This is a genomic window from Pseudoalteromonas rubra, assembly GCF_005887095.1.
Taxonomy (GTDB): Bacteria; Pseudomonadota; Gammaproteobacteria; order Enterobacterales; family Alteromonadaceae; genus Pseudoalteromonas; species Pseudoalteromonas rubra_E.
The window spans coordinates 164,103-190,302 of sequence record NZ_PNCI01000016.1 but is presented as its reverse complement, the minus strand read 5'-3'; the positions used below and the strand labels follow the sequence as shown (position 1 = coordinate 190,302).

Here is a 26,200-nt window from a genome sequence, read left to right as displayed (position 1 = left end):
TTATAATCAATCATCATATTTTATGGTTAAGTAAATTTATTGGTGCTACTTGGTACCTAACTTTAACTACCCGTTCACGTCACCAAGAGGGCAAAACAGTGCTTCAAGAATATCGTAAACATGTTGAGGAGCGCGCGGCACAAGGGATAGTCCCTAAACCGCTCGATGCGCAGCAAACGGCAGAACTGATCGAATTATTGAAAACACCACCGGCAGGTGAAGAAGAGTTTATTGTCGATCTATTTATCAACCGCGTACCACCCGGGGTGGACGACGCTGCCTATGTAAAAGCGGGGTTTTTGGCCGCTATCACAAAAGGTGAAGCTGAGTCGGCATTGATCTCAAAAGCTTATGCAGCCGAGTTGCTGGGCACTATGCTGGGCGGTTACAACATTGCCCCTATGATAGAGCTTCTGGATGACGACGAACTGGCACCCATTGCGGTTAAAGGGTTGTCTCATACCCTGCTGATGTTTGATGCCTTTTATGATGTTGAAGAAAAAGCCAAAGCAGGCAATGCATTTGCTCAGCAAGTAATTGAGTCCTGGGCAAACGCTGAGTGGTTTTTGCAAAAACCGGCTGTTGCAGAAAAAATTTCTGTGACAGTATTTAAAGTCACCGGCGAAACAAATACCGATGATTTATCGCCGGCACCCGATGCCTGGTCGCGGCCGGATATTCCACTACACGCGCTGGCGATGCTGAAAAATGAACGTGATGGGATTAATCCGGACAAGCCAGGTGAAGTTGGCCCTGTGGACCAGCTGGAAGCCTTAAAGCAACAAGGCTTGCCATTGGCGTATGTCGGTGATGTTGTAGGCACCGGCTCTTCACGTAAATCGGCAACAAATTCTGTACTGTGGTTTATGGGTGATGACATTCCGTTTGTCCCGAACAAGCGAGTAGGTGGCGTTTGCCTTGGTGGTAAGATTGCCCCAATTTTCTTCAATACTATGGAAGATTCAGGCGCTTTACCTATTGAATTGCCCGTTGATGATTTAAATATGGGTGATCAAATAGATATCTACCCGTATGAGGGCGTTGTAAAGCGCCACGGTAGTGATGAAGTGATCACCACGTTTAGTCTAAAATCAGACGTGATCCTGGATGAGGTGCGTGCCGGAGGCCGGATCCCGTTGATTATTGGTCGGGGTTTGACAGATAAGGCACGTCAGTCGTTGGGCATGGCACAGGAAGAGATATTCTGTAAACCGAAATTGATCCAAGATTCAGGCACTGGCTTCACTTTAGCTCAGAAAATGGTGGGTCGTGCCTGCAATATGCCAGGTGTACGTCCGGGACAATATTGTGAGCCAACTATGACCACTGTCGGTTCACAGGATACCACTGGACCTATGACCCGGGACGAGCTGAAAGATCTCGCCTGCCTGGGCTTCTCTGCTGATCTGACAATGCAGTCGTTCTGCCATACTTCCGCTTACCCCAAACCTATCGATGTGAATACACATCATACTCTGCCTGATTTCATTATGAATCGCGGTGGTGTGTCATTGCGTCCGGGAGACGGGGTTATCCACTCGTGGCTGAATCGAATGTTGTTACCCGATACGGTAGGCACAGGTGGTGACTCTCATACGCGTTTCCCGTTGGGCATTTCCTTCCCTGCGGGGTCTGGTGCGGTAGCCTTCGCGGCGGCGACCGGCGTGATGCCACTGGATATGCCAGAATCCGTTTTGGTTCGTTTTAAAGGTCAGATGCAGCCTGGTATTACGTTGCGTGATTTGGTCCATGCGATTCCCTATTATGCCATCAAGCAAGGCCTGCTGACAGTTGAAAAGAAAGGTAAGATCAATGAGTTCTCTGGTCGTATACTGGAAATTGAAGGGGTAGAGCACCTGACCGTTGAACAGGCATTTGAGCTCTCTGACGCGTCGGCTGAGCGTTCAGCAGCGGGTTGTACGGTTAAGTTGTCACAGGAGTCCATCGAAGAGTATCTGAACTCCAACATCGTCATGTTAAAGTGGATGATCTCAGAGGGGTATGGTGATGTTCGAACCATAGAGCGTCGTATTACTAAAATGGAGGAGTGGCTGGCCAATCCAGAGCTTATGACGGCAGATGCCGATGCAGAGTATGCGCATACGATTGAGATTGACCTTGCAGAAATCAAAGAGCCTATATTGTGTGCACCAAATGATCCGGATGATGCGCGTTTGCTGTCAGAAGTCACCGGCGAGAAAATCGACGAAGTCTTTATTGGCTCTTGTATGACCAACATCGGCCACTTCAGGGCTGCAGGTAAGTTACTGGATAACTTTGGCGGTCGGTTACCCACTCAATTGTGGGTGGCGCCGCCAACGAAAATGGACAGGGATCAGCTAACGGACGAAGGCTACTATGGCATTTATGGTCGTGTTGGTGCGCGTATCGAAACGCCAGGATGCTCTTTATGTATGGGTAACCAGGCTCGGGTGGCTGACAAAGCCACTGTGGTGTCCACGTCGACGCGTAATTTCCCTAACCGTTTAGGGACAGGTGCCAATGTTTATCTGGCGTCTGCAGAACTGGCGGCCGTGGCAGCGATTATGGGTAAATTACCAACCCCTGTGGAGTATCAGGAATATGCCGAGCGGATCAATGCCACCGCGGCTGACACATATCGCTATCTGAACTTCCACAAAATGCCTCACTACACCAAAAAAGCAGACAGTGTGATTATTCAGCAGGCCGTATAAGAGTCGTATGTTCGAAAAGCCAGCCTGGTGCTGGCTTTTTTAGTTTTCGGGGCTGAGCGGATACCGCTTGTGTGCATCAAAAAAGCGTCTTAATAATCTATGTGTTAAGTGGTTTTTTCTTACGTTTCAATTGTTTACTGGTGTTTTTTGATTGCGCAGGTCGCCTTGACTATCCAGTGAGCTGAATTAAAATTGTACAATGATGTAAGAAATTGTGACCAGGGATCGTTACATGCTCCTTGTGTTGCATTCACGTCCACTCTGCACAAGGTCTAATTCTATGAATAAATCGTTCATTATGGCGTGCTGTTTGGTAACAGGCACAGCCGCCGCTGCCCCTCATCCATCCTATAGCGAAATCCGGCTTGGCTTTGAGTCCATTGATTATAGTGAAGCGCTCAATGATTTGAGCGGACTGGGTCGTCTTACCCAGGATGCGACTGTTAGAAACCCGACTATCCGACAACTTTCGTATTCTGGTATCAACGATGACTGGGGGGTTTATATCGGGACGGCTGCAACTATATACACAGGCCTGGATACAGAGACCTGGTATGTGCATGATTTCACTGACCCCAACGACAGCTCAGTGACACATCAGTTTGGTGCAGTGCAGACCAACGACTTTAAAGTTAAGTCTAACGAAATTGCGATGAGTGCCGCCTATAACATGACGCGGGCATTGCAAGTGACTATGGGTGGACGGGTATTCACAACCAGTTTCACCCGCTCGGATTTTCAATTTGCACAGCCCGGTGCAGGTCAGTTTGATCAGGTTTTACAGTCTGCGCCACGTGGCGAGAATGATCCGGTCGCCCGTTTTAATTTGCCCGGGCAAAACAACATTGGCACAGGAGATTTAGAAGGCCTGCCAGGGAACTTGCAATCTGTAGTGTCAACGACTGAAGATCAAATGAGTATTATTGCAGCTGTCGGAGTCAGGTATGACAGTAAATTGCAGAACACCGCCAATAAATTCAGCTGGTATGCCGATGCTGAAGTGACGCTCCCGATATATACACGGGTGCAAAATACTCGCACTATAGAAAAAACACTCAGTGAAACGTTTAACGGTTGGGGTATGCAGGGCCGTGCGGGCGTTCGTTATCAGGTATTTAAAACCATTGCCGTGATGGCCGGGGTCGATGTGTCCTATAAGGAACGTGATGCTATCTCAGAATCAGATGGCAGTCGGCGGACCGTGCCAGATATCGAATATACCAATGTGTCTCTTTCAGCAGGGTTACAGTGGAGTTATTAAGGTACAAACAAAGCAGTATCGCTTTATTACTGGCACTCAAAACTCAGCTTCTCCACATGACGCAAAAGGCTGTGTTAGGGGGTTTGCGTCGTTTGAGTTTTAGCAAACAGCTGGAGGCAATTAACACCAGGCTGTAGCCCTGTGACCCTGGTGTTGGCCGACCCGAGTGGCGGTGATAAAGCGCGTATAGCACCGTACACCCACACTATGTTCCAATCTAGACTTTGAGAGTCAAAATGCCCGTCTCCTGTGCTCGATACGGCAGAGACGATGGAACAGCAGGCGCCTGGTTGTTTGCTGTGTATATCGGTTGAGTCCATTGTCGGGGGAGTGTAGATCGCGTTTTTGTATTCAATAAACAGTGAACCTATCGGTTATGTATTTTTGATTTAAAAAATTGCAAAAAACAGGCTAATTATTCTTTTAAACCGACTAAATAAACAGATTCAAAATCACAATTCCCTTTAAAATGGATTAAGATCACCGCCAAATTGTCATCCCTAGGCGAGAGCAAAATGACCGCAGTAAACAACCAGAATTTGCTACAACTTCGTTTTATTCAACAAGCGCAGATCGATGCCGTTAAACCCTCGTTTAACCGTCTGCCAGATAACCCGTATGCAGACGGCGCATTCAGAAAACGCCGTTACTCTGTATTGAAATTCGCCGGTGGCGAGGTGGCATTGCAGCCGACCAAAGCCTTTGTCCAGGACGACTCAATCAATACCTTTCAGGGTAATGTTGAGCGCGTGTATGAAAACCTGGAAGATGAGCTGATCCACAGTGACGGTTTTAAACATCTGCTGAATGAGTTTAAAGCAATGACAGGCATCAGTGATGAGCGTGATATTGAAGTACACCAGTTCCGCATGTTGGCCATTGAGAGCGATACACCGCCAGCTCCAGAGGGTGTGCATCAGGATGGTTTCGATCATGTGTGTGTATGTGGTGTTTCTCATGAGAACATCGCAGGTGGTGAGCTGCTGGTGTATGAACACAAAGAGGCAGAGCCATGCTTTAAGATGGAGATCAAAGATGGTCTGTTCGCTTTGGTCAATGACCGTGAGGTGTGGCACAACGCGACACCAATGAATAAGTTGGATGCAACGCAGACAGGATACCTGGACTGCTTCGTGTTTACCGCGTAAGAGGCTGCTATGAATCTGAATCAAGTGCGTCGTCAGTTTCCTGCGCTAATGCAGCAAGTGGCTGGTCATTCACCTATTTTCCTCGATGGTCCGGGTGGCTCACAAGTTCCTCAGTCGGTTTTGAGTGCCATGTCTGCTTATCTGGGTTACTTTAACTCAAACCTTGGTGGAGCGTTTTTCTCCAGCGATAAGACCGTTGAGCTGATGAATAATGCGCGTCAGGCTGTGGCGGATCTGCTTAACGCCCCGGCCAAAGAGCAGATTGTGTTTGGTGCTAACATGACCAGTCTGACCTTTAGCTTCAGCCGTGCCATCTCGCGCGACTGGCAGCCGGGTGATGAAGTGATTGTCACTAACGCCGACCATTTCTCGAATGTGTCATCATGGCGTCAGGCCGCTGAAGACAAAGGTGCCAGTGTCCAAGCGGTTAAAGTGAATGAAGCCGATTGTACACTGGATATGGATCACTTCCGCAGTTTGCTTAGCAATAAGACTAAGCTGGTGGCGGTGACCTATGCATCTAACACGACAGGCTCAATTAACGACATTAAACAGATAGTTGAGCTGGCGCACCAATTTGGTGCTTTAGTATATGTGGATGCAGTACATTATGCGCCGCATGAACTTATCGATGTACAGGCGCTGGATTGTGACTTCCTGGCCTGTTCGGTGTATAAGTTTTTCGGTCCTCATGTGGGCGTGGTATACGGCAAAATGGCGCACCTTGCTGGCTTTACGCCTTATAAAGTTGAACCGGCAAAAGACGTTGTGCCAGGTCGCTGGGAAACTGGTACACAGAGCTTTGAAGGTCTGGCTGGCGTTGTCGCCGCTATCGATTACATTGCGTCATTGAGCGGACTGCCTGAAGATACCCCACGACGTGAACGTTTAGGGGTGGCTTTTGCCAATACCAAAGCCCATGAAATGGCGTTGAGTGAGTACTTCTTATCACGCTTGCAGGCATTCCCGCAGATCCGCTTGTTTGGTATCTCAGACACCTCTCGTCTGGCAGAGCGCACACCGACCTTTGCACTGACCTTTGAGGGCATTGCACCGCGCACTGTATCCGAGTATCTGGGCAAGCAGCATATATGTGTCTGGGATGGTAACTTCTACGCGCAGGGTTTGTGTGAGCAGCTCGGCGTGATGGAAAGCGGCGGTGTGGTGCGGATTGGCTGTATGCACTATAACACGATTGAAGAGCTGGACACTTTGTTTGGCCACTTCGAAACGTTACTGGCACAGTAATCACAAAAAGGCGTCTGGTTAGACGCCTTTTTAATGTACTTTGGTATCAGCAGCCGTACTGAGGCTTGTTGCTGACGCAACCCAGATAGCTCATACAGTGCCAGGCGGGTTGTGTATGTGGGCAGGTTGTCGGTGCTTGGCTGTTACCACCGGCAACGCCGTGAGTCTGCTGGTTGTCCAGTGGTGTCTGGTTAAGTCGCTTGATGGATTTTTTTGATAGAGTCGGTTTCATCGTGCTGTCCTTATAGTGTGGTTTGAACAGGTCCATCATATCTGCGGGGAATCTCAGTTGACAATTGAGATTTTTTTAACCAGAAAGGCTTTTCCTTGGTTTAGGTCAGCGAGTGCACTCAGCATCAGGCTCTCCAGTTATAAATGGTCTTCAATATAATGGTTGAGTTGACTGATCCGCGCACTCATTCCATCTATGATCTTATCCTTGATTTTTTCTCTGATCACATTGGGCAGTCGAGTCAGTGCATCGGGTGTGACTGCCAGTAAAATGGAGTCTTTGGTTGCCTGCGCACTGGTGCTGCGCTCCCTATGGGTTATGAACGCCCCTTCTCCGAGGAATTCACCCGGACCGACTTTGCCAATCGCATGGTGCTGATCCTGAGTGTAGATTGACAGCTCGCCGCTGAGCACAATGTAGAGTCGATTGTCTTTGTCAAAGCGCCGAAATGCATGTCTGTCTTTACTGACCAGATACAGGTGACTAAAGGACTCCAGCAGTACCTGACGTTCAGACAGGGTAAACTCTTTAAAGAAGGCCAGTCTGTTGAGAATTTCCAACTGTTTGATCAGTGGGATATGCTCCAGTAGTTTCATAGTAAACAGCAAGTTCGGATCTATATGACTGCATAGTGCTTGCTTTTTACTGTAGGGTCAAGGCAGAAGCCGGTGCAGAAACTGCCGGGCTGCCGCCCGGCAGTCGGATACGCAATTAGCAGCCCGGATCATACGGAGAGGTTGGGCAAGTGAGCCCCTTGTAGCTCATACATCCGGGGTTGTAAGGCGAGCTGGCATACATACCACCTGCGGCTTGTGGCGTCAGCTCCTGAGCCAGTGGCGTTTTGTTGTTCAAGCGTTTGAGCGATTTCTTCTGTAATCTGATTTTCATGGTCGTTCCTTAAATGTTGTATTTCGTTCTTTTTATGTGCTGAGGCACGTATTAAAAGTACGGATTCAAGCTTTCAGGAACAAGTGATGTTTTTTCATACAGCTGTCAGTACACTCAGGTAAAGTTGCGCTCTTTCAGCTTTCTCGTCAGAGTATTGCGTCCCCAGCCGATTTTCAGGGCTGCTTCTTGCTTGTGGCCATGGCACACGGCCAGTGCTGTTTTGATCAATCTGGTTTCGAGCTGTGCCTGAACCTGAGGCCAGATGTCTTCTTTTCCCTGATGCAATTCCTGCTCCAGCCAATGCTGGAAGGCATCCAACCAGTCACCCTCAATGGCATCGGTCGAGCTAAGTTGTACAGGTTGGTTCAGCTCTTCTGGCAGGTCAGCGACATTGATAACATCGCCTGGTGCCATCACCGTTAGCCAGCGGCAGCTGTTTTCAAGCTGACGTACATTACCTGGCCAGTGAAATGCCTGCATGACGCTAAGCGCTTCTTGAGTCAATACTTTACTGGGTACTTTCAACTCTTTTGCACTGCGAGCCAGAAAGTTCTCGCTTAACTTGGCAATGTCTTCACGACGTTCTCGCAGCGGTGGGAGCTTGAGCCTGACAACATTCAGGCGATGGAACAAGTCCTCACGAAACTCCCCCTGTTCAACCAGTCGCTCCAGATCCTGGTGTGTGGCTGCGATGATCCGCACATCCACTTTCACACTGTGGTGACCGCCGACACGATAGAACTCGCCATCAGCCAGCACCCGCAATAACCGCGTCTGAACATCCAGTGGCATATCGCCTATCTCATCCAGAAACAGCGTGCCGCCATTAGCTTGCTCAAACCGCCCTCGGCGAATGCTGTCAGCACCGGTAAAGGCGCCTTTTTCATGGCCAAACAGTTCAGATTCGACCAAATCTTTGGGAATGGCGGCCATGTTGAGTGCGATAAATGGCTGCTCTTTGCGTGGGCTATGATTGTGTAAAGCACCTGCGACCAGCTCCTTACCTGTGCCGGATTCTCCGTTAATCAGCACGCTCATGCTGGAGACAGACAGTTTACCTATGGCGCGAAAAACTTCCTGCATGGCTGGTGCTTCACCAATGATGTCGGGTTGTTTGGCATTGTTGCTGGGTCGTCTGGCCTTATTATTCTGTGAGCTTGCCTGATAGGCGCGCTCAACCAAAGAGACTGCTTCATCGAGATCGAATGGCTTAGCCAGGTACTCAAAGGCCCCTTTTTGGAAGGCGTTGACTGCGGAATCCAGATCGGAATGGGCAGTCATAATGATGACCGGCAGGTTTGGGTGTTGTTCGGCTATTTCTTCGAGCAGTGCCATACCGTCTATGCCTGGCATCCTGACGTCTGAGATCAGCACAGCGGGTTGATCATAGGTCAGGGCTGTGAGCACATCCTGGCCGTTGGAGAAGCTCTCAGTTTGAAAGTCCGCACGGGCCAGCGCTTTTTCCAGAACAAAGCGAATAGAGGCGTCATCATCGACAAGCCAAACATTTTTCATGGTGTGATCCCACTTCTCATAATTAGTTACCAGCGCATCTTTGTTTGCGATGCGTTTATGCGTCAAAGGGCAGGTAGATAGCAAACTCCGTATGTCCGGGCCAGCTGTCACAGTCGATAAAGCCATGGTGCTGTTCAACCAGAGTTTGTGCAATGGACAAGCCTAGTCCCGAGCCACCTTCTTTATTGGTCACCATAGGGTAGAACAGGGTTGCCTGCATTTCTTGCGCAATACCCGGGCCATTGTCTGTCACTCGGATCTGCAGGGCTTTCTTCATTAACTGCTTACCACGCCTGATGCGATGGCGGATCCGAGTGGAGACTTTTATCTCACCTTGCTCACCCAGTGCCTGTTGTGCATTGCGAACAATGTTTAAAACCACCTGTTGGATTTTTGCTTCATCCATAACCACATCCGGAATACTGGGGTCATAATCTTTGACCAATCGGATCCCGGGTGCGCCGTCGAGTTCGCTGAGGCGGAGCACCGACTCCAGCATACGGTGGACATTACAGGGCTCCTTTCTGGGTAATTCATTGGGTCCCAGCAAACGGTCAACCAGTTCGGTCAGGCGGTCGGCTTGTTCGATGATCAGCTCGGCGCATTCGTCCCGCTCTTCCTGCTGAACTTCATACTGCAATAATTGCGCCGCTCCTCTGATCCCACCCAAGGGATTTTTTATCTCATGTGCCAGCCCCCGGATCAGATTTCTGGCTGCCTGATATTGGTGAGCCTGATTAAAGGCCTGATCAAAGCGCAGCTCTTCGTCAATACGACGGCATTCCAGTTGAATAAACGCACGATCCTGGAGCATAAAGCGACGTGCGAACAGGTTCAGTGTACTGGCGCGATTGTCGATGAAGACCACGTCAACCTTGTGCTGTTGGCAGTCTACACCATCGTCCAGCACGTAACGCTGTAGCCGTTTCATGTCTATCATGTGATGATGAAAAATGGTTTCGAAAGGTTGGTTAAGCAGTCGCTTGTTGCCCAGCCCCAGTAGTTCACTGGCGCTGTTGTTGGCAAAATAAATGGTCAGATCTTCGGTCAATAAGATCACCGCGGTCGATAAATTTTGCCATAACTCATGTATCAGTTCAGAGGAGGGTTGTGCCATATTGGATCGCCTTGCACCAAGTTGGTGCGCTGCAGACTAGCACACCTGTTATTATAATCAACGGTTGAGCAGACTGGCGCGATGCAGGAAAAAGGTCGTTACTGCACTTTGGGCAACCAGCATGCCTTTGTCATTAAAGACTTTCATCTGCAATTTGTGTTCCCCCCTGGGCACATCTCTTAACGCAAAAGACGCCGTAGTCTGTTTAGGGCCTGTTGCCTTTCCATCCAGAAAGAGTTGCACCTGAAAGCCAGCAGCAAATCGAGGCGTCACTAACCCATTCACATAAACGCTGCCGCTGTTTTCACGCAGCGTTTGTTGGTCGCTGGGGGCAGTAATCTTCGCCTGATAGGTTACCGTAGGTGTTGTCTGGGTGGGTGTCAGAATACTGGTATCTGTGGCGGGCATCGTGAGCATATTGGTGCTTAGTTTGACTTTTTCAGATCCCTTTTTAGGTACGTCCGAATAGACCCAGTTGCCGTTTTTGTCCTTCCAGCGGTAGACTTTTTGATCCGAGACAGCACTGCCGCTGTACACTAAACAGAGAATGATCCAATAAAGCCGCAACACGATTTCACCTTGCTTAAAAGACGCTCAATACCAGCTATAACTTTAGTGCTTTTAGTGTCAATTTACCATGGCAGCAGGATGAAAAAAGCCCGCAATGCGGGCTTGAGAACACATATGATTTAAGAGCGCAGAGTCAGCCTGTTCTTTCACCGAGCAGCTGACTGCTCGGTGAGCGAATATGGCTTAATTAGGCATTCCGGGCTGCGCAGTGTACAAGCCTTATCAGCCTGTTCACACCAGAACACCGAAAATCAGCTTATACGCTGTAGTACATTTCGAACTCAACCGGGTGAGTTGTCATGTTCAGTTTCTCAACTTCCTGAGACTTCAATGCGATGTATGCATCGATCAGGTCATCAGTGAATACACCGCCCTGAGTCAGGAATTCGCGATCTGCGTCCAGAGAATCCAGTGCTTCTTGCAGTGAAGAGGCAACCGTCGGGATCTCTGCCGCTTCTTCCGCTGGCAGGTCATACAGGTCTTTATCCATCGCATCGCCAGGGTGGATCTTGTTTTTGATTCCATCAAGGCCAGCCATCAACATGGCAGAGAACGCCAGGTATGGGTTCGCAGTAGGATCCGGGAAGCGTACTTCAATACGACGTGCTTTTTCAGACGGTACAACCGGAATACGGATAGACGCTGAGCGGTTACGTGCTGAGTAAGCCAGCATAACAGGTGCTTCAAAGCCAGGTACCAGGCGCTTGTACGAGTTGGTAGAAGCGTTAGCAAATGCGTTGATGGCTTTGGCGTGCTTGATGATACCACCGATGTAGTAAAGCGCTTCTTCAGACAAACCGCCGTACTTGTCGCCAGCAAAGATGTTCTTACCATCTTTACCCAGTGACTGGTGACAGTGCATACCTGAACCGTTGTCACCAACCACTGGCTTAGGCATAAAGGTTGCTGTTTTACCGTACAAGTGTGCCATGTTGTGGATAACGTATTTCATTTCCTGAATTTCGTCAGCCTTGATCACCATAGTATTGAAGCGTGTTGCGATCTCGTTCTGACCAGCAGTCGCTACTTCGTGGTGGTGTGCTTCAACAACCTGACCCATTTCTTCCAGAACCAGACAGGTCGCACTACGCCAGTCACCTGATGAATCAACCGGTGCAACCGGGAAGTAACCGCCTTTTACGCCTGGACGGTGACCCATGTTGCCTTCTTCATAGCTTCTGTCTGAGTTCCAGCTTGCTTCCTGGGCATCAATTTTGTACATAGAGCCAGACATATCAGTTTTGAACTTCACGTCGTCAAAAAGGAAGAACTCAGGCTCTGGACCGAACAATACGGTGTCAGCAATGCCGGTAGAGCGCATGTAATCTTCTGCACGTTTTGCTACAGAACGCGGATCACGCTCATAACCTTGCATGGTTGACGGCTCAAGTACGTCACAACGTACGATCAGTGTGGTTTCTTCTGAGAAAGGGTCCAGTTTAGCGGTAGAGGCATCCGGCATCAGTACCATGTCTGATTCGTTAATGCCTTTCCAGCCTGAGATAGACGAGCCGTCGAACATCTTGCCGTCTTCAAAGAAGTCTTCATCGGCCTGGTGATGAGGAATAGAAACGTGTTGCTCTTTACCTTTGGTATCCGTGAAACGTAAATCAACGAATTTAACGTCGTGTTCTTTAATAAGGTCTAAAACCGATTGTGACATGTGTCCTCCGACTCGTAGGGTTATTTTTTGTTGCAGTGCTCTGCATTTGCGCACTACTAAGCGTTAATCGTGCCAGTTTTATAATGCATTGTTAATCAAAGGGTTATTTTTGCCTCTAATGTGTGGAGCCTTAATTTGCACCAAGTTGGTGCGCGTTAATATTGGAATTCGCACCACGCTGGTGCGTTGTGCAATGATTTCACTGTAGCACATGGCTGTGACTGTGGAGCGACAAAACAGCAGACTTTAGTTATTTCACGGGCTGGGCTGTAAAAAAAAGCTGGATAAACTTTCATCTGTCACATTATTAGGGGATAATACGCGACCTTTAATTGTGGATCGGCATCTTAGGTGCGCATTTTTGCGCGATTCGACTAGGATCACTGAGGGCCAACTTCTCTGAGTAAAAATATGAGCATTGAAAAGTTAAGAAATATCGCGATCATCGCGCACGTTGACCATGGTAAAACTACCCTAGTCGATAAGCTGCTGGAACAATCTGGCACATTAGAGACACGCGGTGGCAACGAAGAGCGTGTCATGGACTCGAATGATATTGAAAAAGAGCGTGGCATCACCATCCTGGCGAAAAACACTGCCATCGAGTGGAATGATTACCACATCAATATCGTAGACACCCCGGGACACGCCGACTTTGGTGGTGAGGTAGAGCGTGTACTTTCAATGGTTGACTCAGTATTGCTACTGGTTGATGCCCAGGAAGGTCCGATGCCGCAAACGCGTTTCGTAACGCAAAAAGCATTCGCGCTGGGTCTGAAGCCTATCGTTGTTATCAACAAGATTGACAAGCCAGGCGCACGTCCTGACTGGGTTATGGACCAGGTATTTGACCTGTTCGATAACTTAGGTGCCACTGACGAACAGCTGGACTTCCAGGTTATCTACGCATCAGCGATTAACGGTTGGGCGACCTTGGACCTGGACGAGCCTTCTGACAACATGCAGCCTATGTTTGAAGCCATTGTTGAGCAAGTAGAGCAGCCAGACGCAGATCCAGCTGGCGACTTCCAGATGCAGATCTCTCAGCTGGACTACAACTCTTACATCGGCGTAATCGGTGTAGGCCGTATCAAGCGTGGTACAGTGAAAGTTAACCAGCAAGTCACTATCGTTGGTGCCGACGGCTCAACACGTAACGGTAAAGTAGGTCAGGTACTGACTTATCTGGGCCTTGACCGTCATGAAGCACAAGAAGCACAGGCTGGCGACATCATCGCTATCACAGGTCTGGGTGAGCTGAAAATCTCTGACACTGTGTGTGATGTCAATGCAGTTGAAGCCCTGCCGGCGCTGTCTGTTGATGAGCCTACAGTAACCATGACGTTCTCTGTAAACACGTCTCCGTTCTCAGGTCAGGAAGGTAAATTCGTTACTTCACGTAACATCCTTGAGCGTCTTCAGGCTGAACTGGTACACAACGTTGCACTGCGCGTTGAAGAAACCGATAACCCGGACAGCTTCCGCGTATCTGGCCGTGGTGAACTGCACTTGGGCATCCTGATTGAAAACATGCGTCGTGAAGGTTACGAGCTGGCGGTATCTCGTCCAGAGGTAATCCTGCGCGAAGTAGACGGTCAGCTGGAAGAACCGTATGAAACGGTGACTGTTGACGTACAGGAAGAGCACCAGGGTGCTATCATGGAGCAACTGGGCCTGCGTAAAGCAGAAATGACTGACATGGCACCAGATGGTAAAGGCCGTATCCGTATGGACTTCATCATGCCTTCTCGTGGTCTGATCGGCTTCCAGACTGACTTCATGACACTGACTTCAGGTTCTGGTCTGATGTACCACACGTTCGATCACTACGGCCCACACAAAGGCGGTAACATTGGTCAACGTAAGAACGGTGTACTGATCGCAAACGCAGCGGGTAAAGCGCTAACCAACGCCCTGTTCAACCTGCAAGACCGTGGTAAGCTGTTCATCGGTCACGGTGTTGAAGTTTACGAAGGTATGATCATCGGTATTCACGCACGTGATAACGACCTGACTGTTAACGCCCTGAAAGGTAAGCAGTTGACCAACGTACGTGCATCGGGTACTGACGAAGCACAAAACCTGGTTCCGCCTATCATCATGACACTTGAGCAAGCACTTGAGTTCATCGATGATGACGAGCTGGTGGAAGTAACACCAGAAAGCATCCGTATTCGTAAGAAGCTACTGACTGAAAGTGAGCGTAAGCGCGCGAGCCGTCAGGCCAAGTAATTATTTACTTGCCGAATACAAAAAACGCCGCATTTGCGGCGTTTTTTATTGCTATAACGAATGTGTTAACACCGTCCATGCGGGTCAATTCATGGTTGTCAGCAATGAGTATTCAGAACAAACCATAGGCCTCGGTTTCTTCCGGTTCATATTGCTGCAAGTGGTCCGGGCGAAAGATGGCGCTGGGGTCGAGTACCAGACTATGTTGCTCTCCCTGTTTAATTAGCCCTTTCATCATCTTGCGGGTTTGCGGATCGATTTCAAACCCCATACTGGTCATTTCATGCAGAGACTTGATGTCCGACTCATCGCAGTGAATGTTGTCCTCGACCTGATCAACCAACAGGCCAATGTGCGGCTGCTGACCATCCTGGGTGGTGAAGACGATAATTGGCTTGTGGTCCAGAATGATCTGATCCCGGGCCGATTCAAACAGGCGGATCAACTTCATAAAGGTGGTCGCCTTTTCTTTTTCCAGCAATCGCAAGGCTTCATCTTTATCACCCTTGGCATTGATGGTGAGCAGCTTATCGGCCAGCGCATGGAGCTTGTTGTGGGGCTCCTCAAAGCGCGCCAGCAGCGTGCGTAAGTCTTCATTATCGGTTTTAAAGCTATAGTACCATTTGCCAAATGCAGATTGCTTAGGGTCTTTGGCCTGGGTAAAAGGCTGGTCGTTATAGACGCAGCGTTCCAGCTCAGCAAGCCAGGCTTTTTGATCTTGCTCTCGCTCTTGCAACATAGTGACCAGAGACTTGTTAATGTCGTAGGACGACTGGTTATTTAATATCAAGCCCAGATCAAAGATGGGCGTCGGTGTACCCATGTAATCCTTCACGCCCATAAAGCTGGGGTTATCATTAGGCAAAGAGGTGAGGTTGCCTTCGTAACGCTCTGTAAGCAGGATATCCAGTATTTTTAGTGAAATGGTTTTTTTCCCTACCCGAAAATTGATTAAATCCATGTCTGCCTCTGTACGTTTACCTGATGCTCTAAGCATAGACATTATTGAAAGTAAGATCGATACACGCGGGGTTTATTCTCTGTCTCAGTGAGGCCAAAAATATACCTGATCGCTTTATCCTCTGTCAGCACCCTTTGCAAAGCACCAGGCAGACACCCTCGGGTTATCGGGCGTGGGCAATGCTTGAGTGCTGCGGTAAAAATGGCAGCATTGAGAAAGCCTTCAAACACCTGCGGGCTGGTCTGTAGCCCTTGCCTGTGCGCCAGTGTTCGGAACAAATCGCATAATTCAGCCTGACAAGTCTGGAGGGCAGGCACGACTTCACTGATCATCAGGGTAGGTTTGCTGGTAAGCTGGGCAAACAGGGCTCTGGACGAGGTAAAAGAGACTCCGCTAAAGGTTCCCTTAAAGCCCCGATGCATCGCCTTGTCTATGAATATCGACAGTGGCTGATAAGTGCCAATCATGGCAACAGCAGTCGCCTCGCTGCGCATGATAACTTTGAGTGCTTTTTTAATGTCGGCACTATTACGTCGAAACCGGGCGATCACGGTCGGTTGCATGCCCCGATCTGCCAGGGCCCGGCGAAAGCTTTTTTCCAGTGTCAGGCCAAACTCGTCAGCCTGGATCAACAGTGCAATGTGCTTGTGCCCCTGTTCGTCAACCAGATAAGTAACTTGTTCACTGGCTTCATCCATATAACTGACGCGCCAATTAAAGACCGGAAAAGGGGTGTCGTGGCGCAGAAAGTCCGCACCCGTAAAGGGCATCAGAATAGGCAGTTGATGGTGTGTCAGAATAGCCTGGATGGCATGAGCGGTGGGCGTGCCCATGTTGCCAAACAACGCCATAACCTGATGCTGTTCAATTAAATAGCGCGTATTGACCACAGTGCGGTTGGGTTCATAGCCGTCGTCCAGTACCACCAATGAGATAGTAGGGTGGGTTTTATTCGCACGGCCATTCGCATAATTGAAGTAAAGATCTGCGCCTTGCCTGAGTTGTTGGCCAATATCTTTGGCGGGCCCGCTCAGTGCGACCGACATGCCAAGCCTGAGCTCCTCATCGGCGATAAGCTCAGGGCTGCCCAGCAGGGCGATGCAACAGCTCAGGGTTGAGATTAATTTCAGCATGCACTTCCGTCACAAGTGACCGCATGGCGGTCTGTCGTTGTTTTTTTGTAGCCAAATTCAAAGTATCTTCTAATACTTTTGGCGGGTGACGCTGTAATAATAGCCGAATCACTAAGGCTTGGGAACTGGCTGATAATCGGTCCAGCAGATCGGGTCGACACTTGAGCAGCTCAGTGATCAGGGCAGCGATCTGTTGTTCACCTGGCGTACTATTCGTAAAGTAGCTTAACTGGGTTAACAAGAGGGTATCGGGTGTATAGTGCGGGAGTGTTTTATACAGCTCTGTCACCAAGGTGCAGGGAAAATCACGATATAACTCGCTGAGCTGATTGAGTAGCAGGTGTTTGAACCATAGCTGAAGTGGTTCGAGTTGGATATGTTCATTAAGAGGTTTAATCACCAGCAGTGCAAATTCACCGCTGGCTTTATCTTGCTTAAATCCCAATTTAACGGGCCGGTACTGATGATGTTGCCAAAATCTGAGCAGCTGTGCATTACAGCCAAAGCTGCTGCCAAAGTAATCAACCTCGCTGCTGAGTTGCTGCTCTGCAAAGCGCAGTAGCTGACTGCCAATAAGCTGTCCCTGTTGCTGCGGTGACACGGCAATGCGCACCACCCGGGCACCACGACATTGTGCCAGCTCTGGATTACCAGTGAGCTGAGCGAGCTGTTGTGCCATTAAATGCCCGGCCGGGCGACGTGTTGTTGCGGCTATGTCCTGACTGAGTGCGGCGTTAAAGCCGCCTTCCAGCTTGAGCAGACACACCGCCACCACACTGCCTTGCTGACGGGCAAGGTATAAGCGGTTGTGCGGGCTGTCGAGCAGCTGGCGCAGGTCGTTCACCGAGGTTTGGTAGTGCGCCAGCACCAGCAAAGCAAAAACCTGAGACAGGGTGTCTTCATCCGTTGCCAGTTGTGTACCTAAGCATGACTCGAATGTGCAGGGTGCCGACGGTGACGGGGGTTGTCGATAATCGCAATCCAGGGCAAACAGCTGGCGCAACCGGGCTTCTAGCGGATCCCCTTCGCTGTAGCGGATTGGTTGACTGAGTGACAAGTTCAGACGCTGCGGATGAGCGTGTTCAAGTTGCCTGGCAAAGCGTAGCGTATAACCCCGGCCATTGCCTTCATAGCCAATCAGGGTGCTGGAAAACACCACTTTAGGGTAAGCGTCCAACAATGACATCAGCATGGGCACGGGAATAGCCGCGGCCTCATCAACCAGCAACACATCACAGCTCGGGCGTTGTGCAAGAAGCTGATCGGGTGGCATAAAGCGCAGGTTTGCAAGCTGGTTGAGCTTGTTGCTGACTGGCTCATCCAGTACTGCGCCGAGATGAACAAAGCTGTTGTGTACCGCACGGCGCTGCTGCGCGCACAGAATAAAGGTCAAATCGGGCAGGCTGGCTGCCAGCTTGCCCAGTAACGAGGATTTGCCCCGACCACGATCAGCGCTGAGTAACACGGGTCCGGGCGCAGGCTGCGTTAAGTGCGCTGTCAGCTGGGTAAGCGTGTCTTGTTGTTCACTGGTGTCTGGCGTCGCTTGTGGCGCGTCATAGTGCTGTGGCAGTAAGTCGCCCTGTGATTGACTGATCTGCCATACTGAGTTGCTGGTTAGCAAGCGCTGCCAGCGCTGCAGATAAGGACTGAACTGCGCCGTTTCGTTATAAGACAGCCAGCGCGCCAATGCCGGATCGCACCAGCTATGCCATTGAGATAATTCCGGGGCGAGCAAAATCAACAGGCCACCAGCTTGCACTGTGCCTGCGGCGGCAGCCAGTTTATTCGGCAACACTCCGCTGTAGAGGTCGTAAACGACGCAGGAATATTCCTGGCCCAGCACCTGATGCAGGTGTTCAGGCCAGCGGGCGCCAGGCAGTTGTGTATGTTGACTCAGCACTAATGCTGAATCAGCCAGAGTAGGGAACAAACGCTGTACTTCGCTGTAAGTCCAGTCCTGTTCGCCGCTTATCAGTAAAAGCTGACGATGCCGCGCCTGCGCAAGTTGTGTGAGCAGGCGCGCAAGCTTAGAGCACTTGCAGTCTGGCATAGGCGGTCACCAGCCATTTGCTGCCGACATCGTCAAAGTTAACCTGAATGCGTGACTGTGCGCCGCTGCCTTCGTAATTGAGTACCGTGCCGACGCCAAATTTGGCATGTAATACGCGCTGACCCAGGCTGAAGCCGCTGTCTTCAAACACGGCATGGCTCACCGAGCTGCTGAAACGACCACTGGGTGCCGGGCGTGACACTTGCGTCTTGATGCGAATTTCTTCCAGGCAGTCTTCGGGGATCTCGCGTAAAAAGCGCGACGGGCTGTGGTATTTTTCCTGACCATAGAGGCGACGGCTTTCCGCATGACTGATATAGAGCTTTTCCATTGCCCGGGTCATGCCCACGTAACAGAGACGGCGCTCTTCTTCGAGGCGACCGGATTCTTCATGGCTTTGTTGTGACGGGAACATGCCTTCTTCCACGCCCACCATAAAGACCAGTGGAAACTCCAGGCCCTTGGCCGAGTGCAGCGTCATCATCTGTACGGCATCTTCATGCTCATCGGCCTGACCTTCTCCAGACTCCAGCGAGGTATACGCCAAAAACCCTTGCAGTGGTGAGGTAAACTCTTCTTCTACCGGTAGTTCAAACTGACCACAGGCGTTGATCAATTCCTCAAGGTTTTCTACCCGGGCACGGCCTTTTTCACCTTTTTCGGCCTGATACATGGCCAGCAGACCGGATTGCTCTATGGTGGTCTTGGCTTGTTCGGCCAGTTCGAGTTCCATCAGCGTGTCGTCGAGCTGCTCAACCAGTTCAATAAAACGGCGAATGGCGGTGGCGGCGCGGCCAGCCAGGTGCCCTTGCTCCAGCACGGCTTTGGCGGCATACCACAGCGGCAGCGACTCTGCCCGGGCGCAATCACGAATATGGCTCAGGGTTTTGTCGCCAATGCCACGGGCCGGGGTGTTGATCACCCGTTCAAACGCGGCATCATCATTGCGGTTGCTGATCAGGCGCAGATAAGACAGGGCATCTTTGATCTCCTGACGTTCGAAGAAGCGCATACCGCCGTAAATACGATATTTCAGGCCTTCCTGTAACAAAGCTTCTTCCAGTACCCGAGACTGGGCATTGCTGCGATAAAGCACGGCACAGTCGCTCAGTGCGTTGCCGCCCTGCAGCCAGGACTTTACTTTACCGACCATAAACCGCGCTTCATCCAGTTCGTTAAACGCGGCATACACGGAAATTGGCTCACCCTGATTGCCATCGGTCCACAGGCTCTTACCCATGCGCTCTGCGTTGTTCTGGATCAGGGCATTGGACGCTTTCAATATGGTGCCGGTGGAGCGATAGTTTTGCTCCAGACGAATGGTTTCTGCGCCAAAGTCGCTCAAAAAGCGTTTGATGTTTTCAATGCGTGCGCCCCGCCAGCCATAAATACTCTGGTCGTCATCGCCTACGATCATGATGTTGCTGTCGCTGCCTGCCAGCAGTTTTAGCCATAAATACTGAATGCTGTTGGTGTCCTGGAATTCGTCAACCAGCATATGGCGGAAGCGTTGCTGGTAGTGGCGCAGCAAAGTGGGGTGTTGTTGCAGTACTTCATAGCAGCGCAGCAAGATCTCTGCAAAGTCTACTAATCCGGCGCGATCACAGGCATCCTGATAGGCGGTATACACCTGTAACATCAGTTGTTCATTGACGTCATGGGCGGTAATGTCTTTAGGGCGCTGACCTTCGTCTTTACGCGCGCTGATATACCAACTGAGCTGCTTGGGTGGCCACTTTTTATCATCGATGTTCATCGATTTCAGCAGGCGTTTGATCATTCTCAGCTGATCGTCGGAATCTAAAATCTGAAAAGACTCGGGCAGTTTGGCTTCGCGATGATGGGCGCGCAAAATACGGTGAGCCAGACCGTGGAAGGTGCCGATCCACATGCCGCCTACCGGACTTTGCAAGGTTTCTTCGACCCGGGTACGCATCTCTTTAGCGGCTTTGTTGGTGAAGGTGACGGCAAAGATGCTGTAGGGAGAGGCATGCTCAACCTGCATCAGCCAGGCAATGCGATGCACCAGTACCCGGGTTTTACCCGAGCCCGCGCCTGCTAATACCAGCATATTTTGCAGCGGTGCAGCCACCGCTTCACGTTGTTTGTCGTTTAAGCCGTCAAGTAATTCTGATACGTCCATCTTTGCGCCCATCGTCTATATTCAGCGCAAAGTATACCTAGGGCAGGGCACAAAGCCCAGTTTGGTGCGGGTATTTTGCACGTAGTTAAAATTAACCACATGAAAAATATAAAGTTTAAATTGTCACTTACCTGTTTTTATATACAGTTACTGATTCAGTACGTCTTTTAGTCGACGCTGCATTTCCTCAACCAGGCGGTCCGGCTGGAACTTGGACAAGAAAACATCACACCCTACTTTTTCAACCATGGCTTTGTTGAAGCTGCCACTGAGCGAGGTATTGAGCACGATGTAGAGATTCTTCAGACGACTGTCGTTGCGGATCTCATAGGTTAATCGATAACCATCCATGACCGGCATCTCCGCATCGGTGATCACCGCCATCAGCTCCTGTTCGACATTAATGCCTTCGTCGGCCCAGTGTTGCAATAGCTTTAAGGCTTCATGACCATCGGTGGCGGGCAGTACTTCAATGCCCAGCTGGGCCAGGGTATCTGACACCTGGCGACGAGCGGTAGGAGAGTCATCAACATGCAAGATTTTGCGTCCCTGGAACTCATTGATGATGTTTTTATCCAGAATATTTTCAGGGATCACCACGTCGTACGCAATGATTTCGGCCAGTACTTTTTCTACGTCAATGATTTCAACCAGCAGTTCCTGATCGCCCCGTTTGAGCTTGGTCAGTGCAGTCAGATAGTGATTGCGACCAACTGAGCGTGGCGGCGGCATAATATCAGACCAGGTGGTGTTGACGATTTGGTCGACTTTACCAACCAGGAACGCCTGAATGGTGCGATTATATTCCGTGATCACCAGGTTACTGTCGCTGTCGTATTCACAGTGCGGCATGCATATCGCCTGGCGTAAGTCGATCACTGGGATAGACTCTCCCCGTATGGTGGTTACACCGGCTACCTTAGGATGTGCATTTGGCATCTTATTCAGGTGGGGCAGTTTAACGACTTCTTTGACCTTAAATACATTGAGTGCAAACAAGTGTCGGCTGTGCAGATGGAACAACAGTAATTCCAGGCGGTTTTCTCCCACCAATTGTGTGCGTTGATCAACGGATGCTAATACTCCAGCCATAAAGCTACTCTAAGATATTTCTCTCTAATAAGTATATACACAATCACTGCAGAATTACGACTGTCTCAAGGTATTCTTCTGTGATTGAGCGCTATCGCTTTATAGTCTGAAGATACTACACAGTCGCAACAGGTCGCCTGTTTTACTTTGATGCAGACTTAGCGACCAGTCAGACCATGCAATGTTAGTATGTTAGTAGCTTAACCATCTGATATTCTTGGATTAACCCATCAATGATCTGAGTAAAGGACTCCGGCTCACTGTCAATGACAAAATGGCCGCCTGAAACCTCTATGAGTTGATAATGTTCTGAAACTTGTTCCCAGCGGTATAATAGATCGCGGTGTATCAGTTGATCTTCTGATGCATAGATAAAACTGCAGGGGTAAGGAAGTGGTTGCTTAAGTGGATAGTGATAACCGCCAGCAAGTACAATATCCGATTTGAAGATAGGCAAATAGTAAGACAAAAAATCTTCACTTTCGAGCAAGTAAGTTGGCGTGGCACCATAGTCGCTAAGCAGTGCTTTGACTTCATTTTCATCAGAGCTTTCGCTTATGGTCAGTGCCGGTGCTGACTTGTCGGGAAAATTCTTACCAGAGAAGATCACGTGCTTTAATCGGTTGTTGTTCGTGTGCTTAAAATGACATGCCAGGTCGAGTGCCAATATGGCTCCGTTGCTATGTCCGTATAAAATAACATCACCAGTGAGATTACGTTTAATATCCTGATAAACGCCTTCAGTGACTAAGTTTATTTCGTTTACAAATGGCTTGGTTGCACAGCGTCCCCGACCGGGCAGCTGAACAGCATATATAGCGATATTGTCCGGCAGTAAGGTGTGCCATTTTGAGAATATTGCTACATCACCTCCGGCATAGGGGAAACAAATGAGACTGATGTCGGTATCTGTATTGCTGTCGACCCGAACCAGCCAATTACTGATTTTTTTCATTATTATTATTAGCCTGTAAAAAGGGGTGGCTAGTTAACTAGTCACCCACGTAGAAATTGAACAAAAGAGGTCAGTGCGTATCTTTCAGCGGGCGTCAGATCTGGATGCCATACATCCATTAAAAGGCAAACGCGTTCACTCTGTGAGCGATTACTCGCTTCATGAACAAACGAGTAATCAAACAATAACGCCTTACCATTTTGCCATCCGCGAGTTTCGCCATTGACTGTGATATCGCAGTCAGCAGGGATATCAATGGCCAGGTGTAGGTTGAGTGTAAAATTCCACAGATCACTGTGCGGAGGGATGTGTGACCCCGGCCCCAGAATGGAAAAGTGTACTTCCAGTAATGGGCACAATAAATCCTCGAACTCAGACTTTAACTTGGCACTGCTGTTTGGAAAATACTCGCTTGATTCAGACGTCCAGTCTTCATCCCTAAATAGGTACAATCCATCCCAGTTGTCACGTCGACCCAGGTAATGGTCATAGGGAGTTAGAATATTAGCCTGTCTTGCTTGATGGTACTCCTGGCTGATCAAGTCTGCGTTTGCTTCCAGTTGAGCAATGGCTGCCTGCAGTTCAGAAGCGGTATTAGCGGGATCAAGCCAAGCACTTGAAGATAGCCCTGGCATTACCCATTTAGCACCTTCCTGTCCTGTGACGCGATATGATTGATTATCAGTAATCATGGTCTTTACACGATCTAGGCAGCCTGAACCAAAGAGTTCTTCGATGTCATCGAAAATAGCCTCAAGTGCTTTCATTCTGTGATTCCCGTCATTGTGGCTTGGAAAATTTTTCTACGTCAGCGTAATCGCGATCTACTAATTTCTGATAGCCACGCTCAACAAATGGCAACTCAGAGATACACTTAAGTACGTAATTACAGAGCTTAGAGAATGGCGAGTGGACAGGGCGTGCAAAATTGAGCATCAGAATGACTCGAATTTCGTCAGTATTATTTTCGACTTCATGCACATAGGTATCGTCGAACACTACGCCTTCGCCGTACTCCCAAACATATTTCTTCTTGTCTACTTTAATAAAGCATTGATCTCTGTCTTTCGGTAATTTGAGCCCCATGTGATAAGTTAACACGCCGTTGAATGGTCCTCTGTGAGGAGGTATTTTTGCACCAGGTTTGAGCACTGAGAAAAAGGCACTTACCAAACCTGGTACGTCTTTAACCAGATCATAGGTGATAGGGCAACGCTGACAATTTTCTTCAGCAGGACGGCCATAGCCGACCAGGAAGAAGCTCTTCCAGCGATCGTCACTGATCGCGGGCTTCCAGTTGACGTCTATCTCATGTATCGAAGGAATGACTTCATCATATAAGAACGCATGCAGCTCTTTATTAATTGCATCTGCGTTTTCCTCAATAGGCTTAGTCCATTCAAAGTTATCCTTATTAAGGTAGGGAGAGTTACCATATTTAGAGAATACACGGTTAAACTTTTCAGCCATTTTGTAGGTGATCAACCAAAAAATAGGGTGCTTTCTAAATTGTTTAGGAACGAGCTCTAATTGTTGCTCTTTATTCATTTTTATTTCCTTTAATAAAAGTATATTGCTGAAGATAAAGCGATCAGAAGTAGCCAGAATAACAAAATGCCATTTGCTACTTTTTTGTGTTCATTTGAAAATCCGAACTTACTTCTGAATATTGTTAGAGGTAATATTTGGGCTGATACGATTGATGCAACAGAAACATAATATCCAATGTTGTAGTTTGTTATTAAAAGTAGCGCTGTGATAGGGAAAGTAATAATGATTATTAGATCTGCCACCTTCCAAGGTGTTGGTTTTTTACCCCAGTCTTTATTTGTAAAAACTCCACGGTGACTAAAAACTCCTTTTATGAAAGGGAGCGAGTACAATGCAAAAAATATGTACTTATAATTGTTTGCTAGATAATCCATATTAATACTCTCCGAACTTTATTTTTGAGTTTCTTTTGAATATGGACAGTGTGGTTTTTGCTAAAGAGGATATATTGCTGGCGATTGTAAGTAGTGTATAACCAATAGCAGCCTTCTTACTACCATATTTGAAAACGTAGTTGAGTGTTCTTTTCACTGAAGGGTATCTAAAGTTCCCCAATTTATGCAGTGGAGTTCTAAAGCTGTATACTAGTGTGATCCCAGGTGCTGTATCTAATGTGTCAACCCCGTGAAACCAATGTGGTGGGATGTAAAGTGCATCACCTTCCTTGACATCTGCAACCAGCATATATTGCTCATAATCATTAAAATAATTGGGATCATACAAGTAGTCATTTTTCTGCGTATCTTGGTGCAGTTTTGTGTAGTTATCGACTTTTCTGGTGGGGAGTAGTGCAACGCGCTTGCTGCCTTTCACCTGACACATGATATATTCATCATTTGGATGCTCATGCCACCCTGTTCCCGCATTCTTGTATAGATACAAGCGATAAAATGGTGAGCTGACGCCTAATTTAGGCTTTTTCAAAAAAGGGAAAGCGGGAATGTCTTTAATCATGAAATCCAGACCAGATTGATACACGAATCCGCTGTGGTTAACCCATTTTTTATCAAGAACAATATGTGGCGCACTGAGTACGTCTTCATTTTCATCTTGTCTCATTGATATATATTCGCTACCTTTTATACGCTTTGCACTTTCTTGCATTAACGAGGCGTCATTCAAGTTCATTGATTTGTAACAATTTACATCCGTTTTATCTAGTTTTTCCTTAAGATAATCATCGGTCCATATCGTTCTGGCCGGCCACTTTTTAACTCCACCTTTTATCAGTAAAGGGTAATTTAAATCAATATGGTTTCGCTTAAAGTAACTCTCTGTTACCTCATCGACAGGAAGGGATTGCACTTGCTTGCATTTTGAAGTCGCAATGTTTTTTAGTGATTTTAATTTTTTTATATCTTCCATAGTTATAGCACTTTATTTTTCCTTGTTAATAACAAGTTTTTATATAGATAAAATGATTTCAGCATTTGGCTCCTACCTCTAAGGCAGCGCACTATTAGCTGAGCTTGAGCGTCATTCTGCTTCGGGTTCCCAGCCATCTGGTTCATTATACAAAGCGAATTTTTAGTTACTTCTGCTGATGGAAAGACCGCATGTAAAAAATATGTTTAGATTTGAGTTTTTGCTTTGTTTTTTGTTTTCGTTGTGCATTTTATCAGCCTCAATGTGTTTTTTTTGTTTTTAGGTTGCGGTTATGTTTCCAGTGTTTTTTGTGATTGTATTTTTGTTTCATTATGTGCATGATATGAGACAAGTAATGCGTTGTCACTAACTTTAAAATA

Annotated in this window: 22 protein-coding genes; 5 read left to right on the top strand and 17 right to left on the bottom strand. The window is 48.5% G+C overall.

Annotated elements, in window-relative coordinates; all coding sequences use genetic code 11:
• Positions 1–98 precede the first annotated feature (98 nt).
• The 4 genes from acnB (at position 99) to CWB99_RS07750 (ending at position 6,353) form a co-directional block, all read left to right on the top strand.
• Entirely contained in the window at positions 99–2,696 is a 2,598-nt protein-coding gene (gene acnB, locus CWB99_RS07765) for a bifunctional aconitate hydratase 2/2-methylisocitrate dehydratase (protein ID WP_138551836.1), read from the top strand.
• 280 nt (positions 2,697–2,976) lie between these two features.
• Complete coding sequence (locus CWB99_RS07760; RefSeq protein ID WP_138551835.1) at positions 2,977–3,957, top strand: autotransporter outer membrane beta-barrel domain-containing protein; 981 nt, start codon at positions 2,977–2,979, stop codon at positions 3,955–3,957.
• A 515-nt stretch (positions 3,958–4,472) separates the two neighbouring features.
• A complete protein-coding gene (locus tag CWB99_RS07755; RefSeq protein ID WP_054017005.1) occupies positions 4,473–5,105 on the top strand; it encodes a 2OG-Fe dioxygenase family protein in 633 nt (210 codons plus the stop codon).
• Between the two features lie 9 nt (positions 5,106–5,114).
• On the top strand, positions 5,115–6,353 hold the full coding sequence (locus CWB99_RS07750) for a cysteine desulfurase-like protein (protein WP_138551834.1): 1,239 nt from the start codon (positions 5,115–5,117) through the stop codon (positions 6,351–6,353).
• 46 nt (positions 6,354–6,399) lie between these two features.
• Here CWB99_RS07750 and CWB99_RS07745 read toward each other — a convergent pair whose 3' ends face one another.
• From CWB99_RS07745 to glnA, 7 genes are all read right to left on the bottom strand, one after another.
• Positions 6,400–6,585, bottom strand: coding sequence for a hypothetical protein (locus CWB99_RS07745; protein ID WP_138551833.1), 186 nt, complete (start codon positions 6,583–6,585; stop codon positions 6,400–6,402).
• A 137-nt stretch (positions 6,586–6,722) separates the two neighbouring features.
• On the bottom strand, positions 6,723–7,181 hold the full coding sequence (locus tag CWB99_RS07740; RefSeq protein ID WP_138551832.1) for a cyclic nucleotide-binding domain-containing protein: 459 nt from the start codon (positions 7,179–7,181) through the stop codon (positions 6,723–6,725).
• Positions 7,182–7,296: 115 nt separating this feature from the next.
• On the bottom strand, positions 7,297–7,473 hold the full coding sequence (locus CWB99_RS24005; RefSeq protein ID WP_171045287.1) for a hypothetical protein: 177 nt from the start codon (positions 7,471–7,473) through the stop codon (positions 7,297–7,299).
• Between the two features lie 114 nt (positions 7,474–7,587).
• On the bottom strand, positions 7,588–8,988 hold the full coding sequence (gene ntrC / locus CWB99_RS07735) for a nitrogen regulation protein NR(I) (protein ID WP_138551831.1): 1,401 nt from the start codon (positions 8,986–8,988) through the stop codon (positions 7,588–7,590).
• Between the two features lie 55 nt (positions 8,989–9,043).
• Entirely contained in the window at positions 9,044–10,105 is a 1,062-nt protein-coding gene (glnL, locus tag CWB99_RS07730) for a nitrogen regulation protein NR(II) (protein ID WP_138551830.1), read from the bottom strand.
• 57 nt (positions 10,106–10,162) lie between these two features.
• A complete protein-coding gene (locus tag CWB99_RS07725; protein WP_249331771.1) occupies positions 10,163–10,675 on the bottom strand; it encodes a DUF4124 domain-containing protein in 513 nt (170 codons plus the stop codon).
• A gap of 256 nt (positions 10,676–10,931) precedes the next feature.
• Complete coding sequence (gene glnA, locus CWB99_RS07720; protein ID WP_138551829.1) at positions 10,932–12,338, bottom strand: glutamate--ammonia ligase; 1,407 nt, start codon at positions 12,336–12,338, stop codon at positions 10,932–10,934.
• A gap of 411 nt (positions 12,339–12,749) precedes the next feature.
• Here glnA and typA point away from each other — a divergent pair, with 411 nt between their 5' ends.
• On the top strand, positions 12,750–14,570 hold the full coding sequence (gene typA, locus CWB99_RS07715; RefSeq protein ID WP_138545449.1) for a translational GTPase TypA: 1,821 nt from the start codon (positions 12,750–12,752) through the stop codon (positions 14,568–14,570).
• A gap of 112 nt (positions 14,571–14,682) precedes the next feature.
• On the opposite strand, the gene CWB99_RS07710 is transcribed toward typA, so the two are convergent.
• From CWB99_RS07710 to CWB99_RS07665, 10 genes are all read right to left on the bottom strand, one after another.
• Positions 14,683–15,531 (bottom strand): chemotaxis protein CheW, encoded by an 849-nt coding sequence (locus CWB99_RS07710; protein ID WP_138551828.1) that lies wholly within the window; start codon positions 15,529–15,531, stop codon positions 14,683–14,685.
• 41 nt (positions 15,532–15,572) lie between these two features.
• Positions 15,573–16,664 carry an ABC transporter substrate-binding protein gene (locus CWB99_RS07705; RefSeq protein WP_138551827.1) on the bottom strand — a complete coding sequence of 364 codons (1,092 nt, stop codon included), beginning with the start codon at positions 16,662–16,664 and terminating at the stop codon, positions 15,573–15,575.
• Positions 16,609–18,714, bottom strand: a complete 2,106-nt coding sequence (locus tag CWB99_RS07700; RefSeq protein ID WP_138551826.1) for a GNAT family N-acetyltransferase — start codon at positions 18,712–18,714, stop codon at positions 16,609–16,611. Before CWB99_RS07700 ends, CWB99_RS07705 begins: the two co-directional genes overlap by 56 nt.
• Positions 18,692–20,857, bottom strand: a complete 2,166-nt coding sequence (gene uvrD / locus CWB99_RS07695) for a DNA helicase II (RefSeq protein WP_138551825.1) — start codon at positions 20,855–20,857, stop codon at positions 18,692–18,694. The genes CWB99_RS07700 and uvrD overlap by 23 nt, the downstream gene beginning before the upstream one ends.
• 147 nt (positions 20,858–21,004) lie before the next feature.
• A complete protein-coding gene (locus tag CWB99_RS07690) occupies positions 21,005–21,949 on the bottom strand; it encodes a chemotaxis protein CheV (protein WP_054016996.1) in 945 nt (314 codons plus the stop codon).
• Positions 21,950–22,133: 184 nt separating this feature from the next.
• On the bottom strand, positions 22,134–22,904 hold the full coding sequence (locus CWB99_RS07685) for a thioesterase II family protein (protein WP_138551824.1): 771 nt from the start codon (positions 22,902–22,904) through the stop codon (positions 22,134–22,136).
• A 41-nt stretch (positions 22,905–22,945) separates the two neighbouring features.
• Positions 22,946–23,671: an aspartyl/asparaginyl beta-hydroxylase domain-containing protein gene (locus tag CWB99_RS07680; protein WP_138551823.1), complete on the bottom strand. Its 726-nt coding sequence runs from the start codon at positions 23,669–23,671 to the stop codon at positions 22,946–22,948.
• A gap of 13 nt (positions 23,672–23,684) precedes the next feature.
• Positions 23,685–24,452 carry an aspartyl/asparaginyl beta-hydroxylase domain-containing protein gene (locus CWB99_RS07675; protein WP_138551822.1) on the bottom strand — a complete coding sequence of 256 codons (768 nt, stop codon included), beginning with the start codon at positions 24,450–24,452 and terminating at the stop codon, positions 23,685–23,687.
• A gap of 11 nt (positions 24,453–24,463) precedes the next feature.
• Positions 24,464–24,829, bottom strand: coding sequence for a hypothetical protein (locus tag CWB99_RS07670; protein ID WP_138551821.1), 366 nt, complete (start codon positions 24,827–24,829; stop codon positions 24,464–24,466).
• A 1-nt stretch (position 24,830) separates the two neighbouring features.
• Entirely contained in the window at positions 24,831–25,820 is a 990-nt protein-coding gene (locus tag CWB99_RS07665; protein WP_138551820.1) for a cupin-like domain-containing protein, read from the bottom strand.
• Positions 25,821–26,200 lie beyond the last annotated feature (380 nt).

Coding starts and splice junctions, on each gene's coding strand:
- CWB99_RS07685 (WP_138551824.1), bottom strand. CDS start 22,904: ATGAAAAAAATCAGTAATTGGCTGGTTCGGGTCGACAGCAATACAGAT.
- CWB99_RS07680 (WP_138551823.1), bottom strand. CDS start 23,671: ATGAAAGCACTTGAGGCTATTTTCGATGACATCGAAGAACTCTTTGGT.
- CWB99_RS07700 (WP_138551826.1), bottom strand. CDS start 18,714: ATGCCAGACTGCAAGTGCTCTAAGCTTGCGCGCCTGCTCACACAACTT.
- CWB99_RS07750 (WP_138551834.1), top strand. CDS start 5,115: ATGAATCTGAATCAAGTGCGTCGTCAGTTTCCTGCGCTAATGCAGCAA.
- CWB99_RS07755 (WP_054017005.1), top strand. CDS start 4,473: ATGACCGCAGTAAACAACCAGAATTTGCTACAACTTCGTTTTATTCAA.
- CWB99_RS07710 (WP_138551828.1), bottom strand. CDS start 15,531: ATGGATTTAATCAATTTTCGGGTAGGGAAAAAAACCATTTCACTAAAA.
- CWB99_RS07745 (WP_138551833.1), bottom strand. CDS start 6,585: ATGAAACCGACTCTATCAAAAAAATCCATCAAGCGACTTAACCAGACA.
- CWB99_RS07705 (WP_138551827.1), bottom strand. CDS start 16,664: ATGCTGAAATTAATCTCAACCCTGAGCTGTTGCATCGCCCTGCTGGGC.
- ntrC (WP_138551831.1), bottom strand. CDS start 8,988: ATGAAAAATGTTTGGCTTGTCGATGATGACGCCTCTATTCGCTTTGTT.
- CWB99_RS24005 (WP_171045287.1), bottom strand. CDS start 7,473: ATGAAAATCAGATTACAGAAGAAATCGCTCAAACGCTTGAACAACAAA.
- glnL (WP_138551830.1), bottom strand. CDS start 10,105: ATGGCACAACCCTCCTCTGAACTGATACATGAGTTATGGCAAAATTTA.
- CWB99_RS07675 (WP_138551822.1), bottom strand. CDS start 24,452: ATGAATAAAGAGCAACAATTAGAGCTCGTTCCTAAACAATTTAGAAAG.
- CWB99_RS07665 (WP_138551820.1), bottom strand. CDS start 25,820: ATGGAAGATATAAAAAAATTAAAATCACTAAAAAACATTGCGACTTCA.
- uvrD (WP_138551825.1), bottom strand. CDS start 20,857: ATGGACGTATCAGAATTACTTGACGGCTTAAACGACAAACAACGTGAA.
- glnA (WP_138551829.1), bottom strand. CDS start 12,338: ATGTCACAATCGGTTTTAGACCTTATTAAAGAACACGACGTTAAATTC.
- CWB99_RS07670 (WP_138551821.1), bottom strand. CDS start 24,829: ATGGATTATCTAGCAAACAATTATAAGTACATATTTTTTGCATTGTAC.
- typA (WP_138545449.1), top strand. CDS start 12,750: ATGAGCATTGAAAAGTTAAGAAATATCGCGATCATCGCGCACGTTGAC.
- CWB99_RS07690 (WP_054016996.1), bottom strand. CDS start 21,949: ATGGCTGGAGTATTAGCATCCGTTGATCAACGCACACAATTGGTGGGA.
- CWB99_RS07760 (WP_138551835.1), top strand. CDS start 2,977: ATGAATAAATCGTTCATTATGGCGTGCTGTTTGGTAACAGGCACAGCC.
- CWB99_RS07740 (WP_138551832.1), bottom strand. CDS start 7,181: ATGAAACTACTGGAGCATATCCCACTGATCAAACAGTTGGAAATTCTC.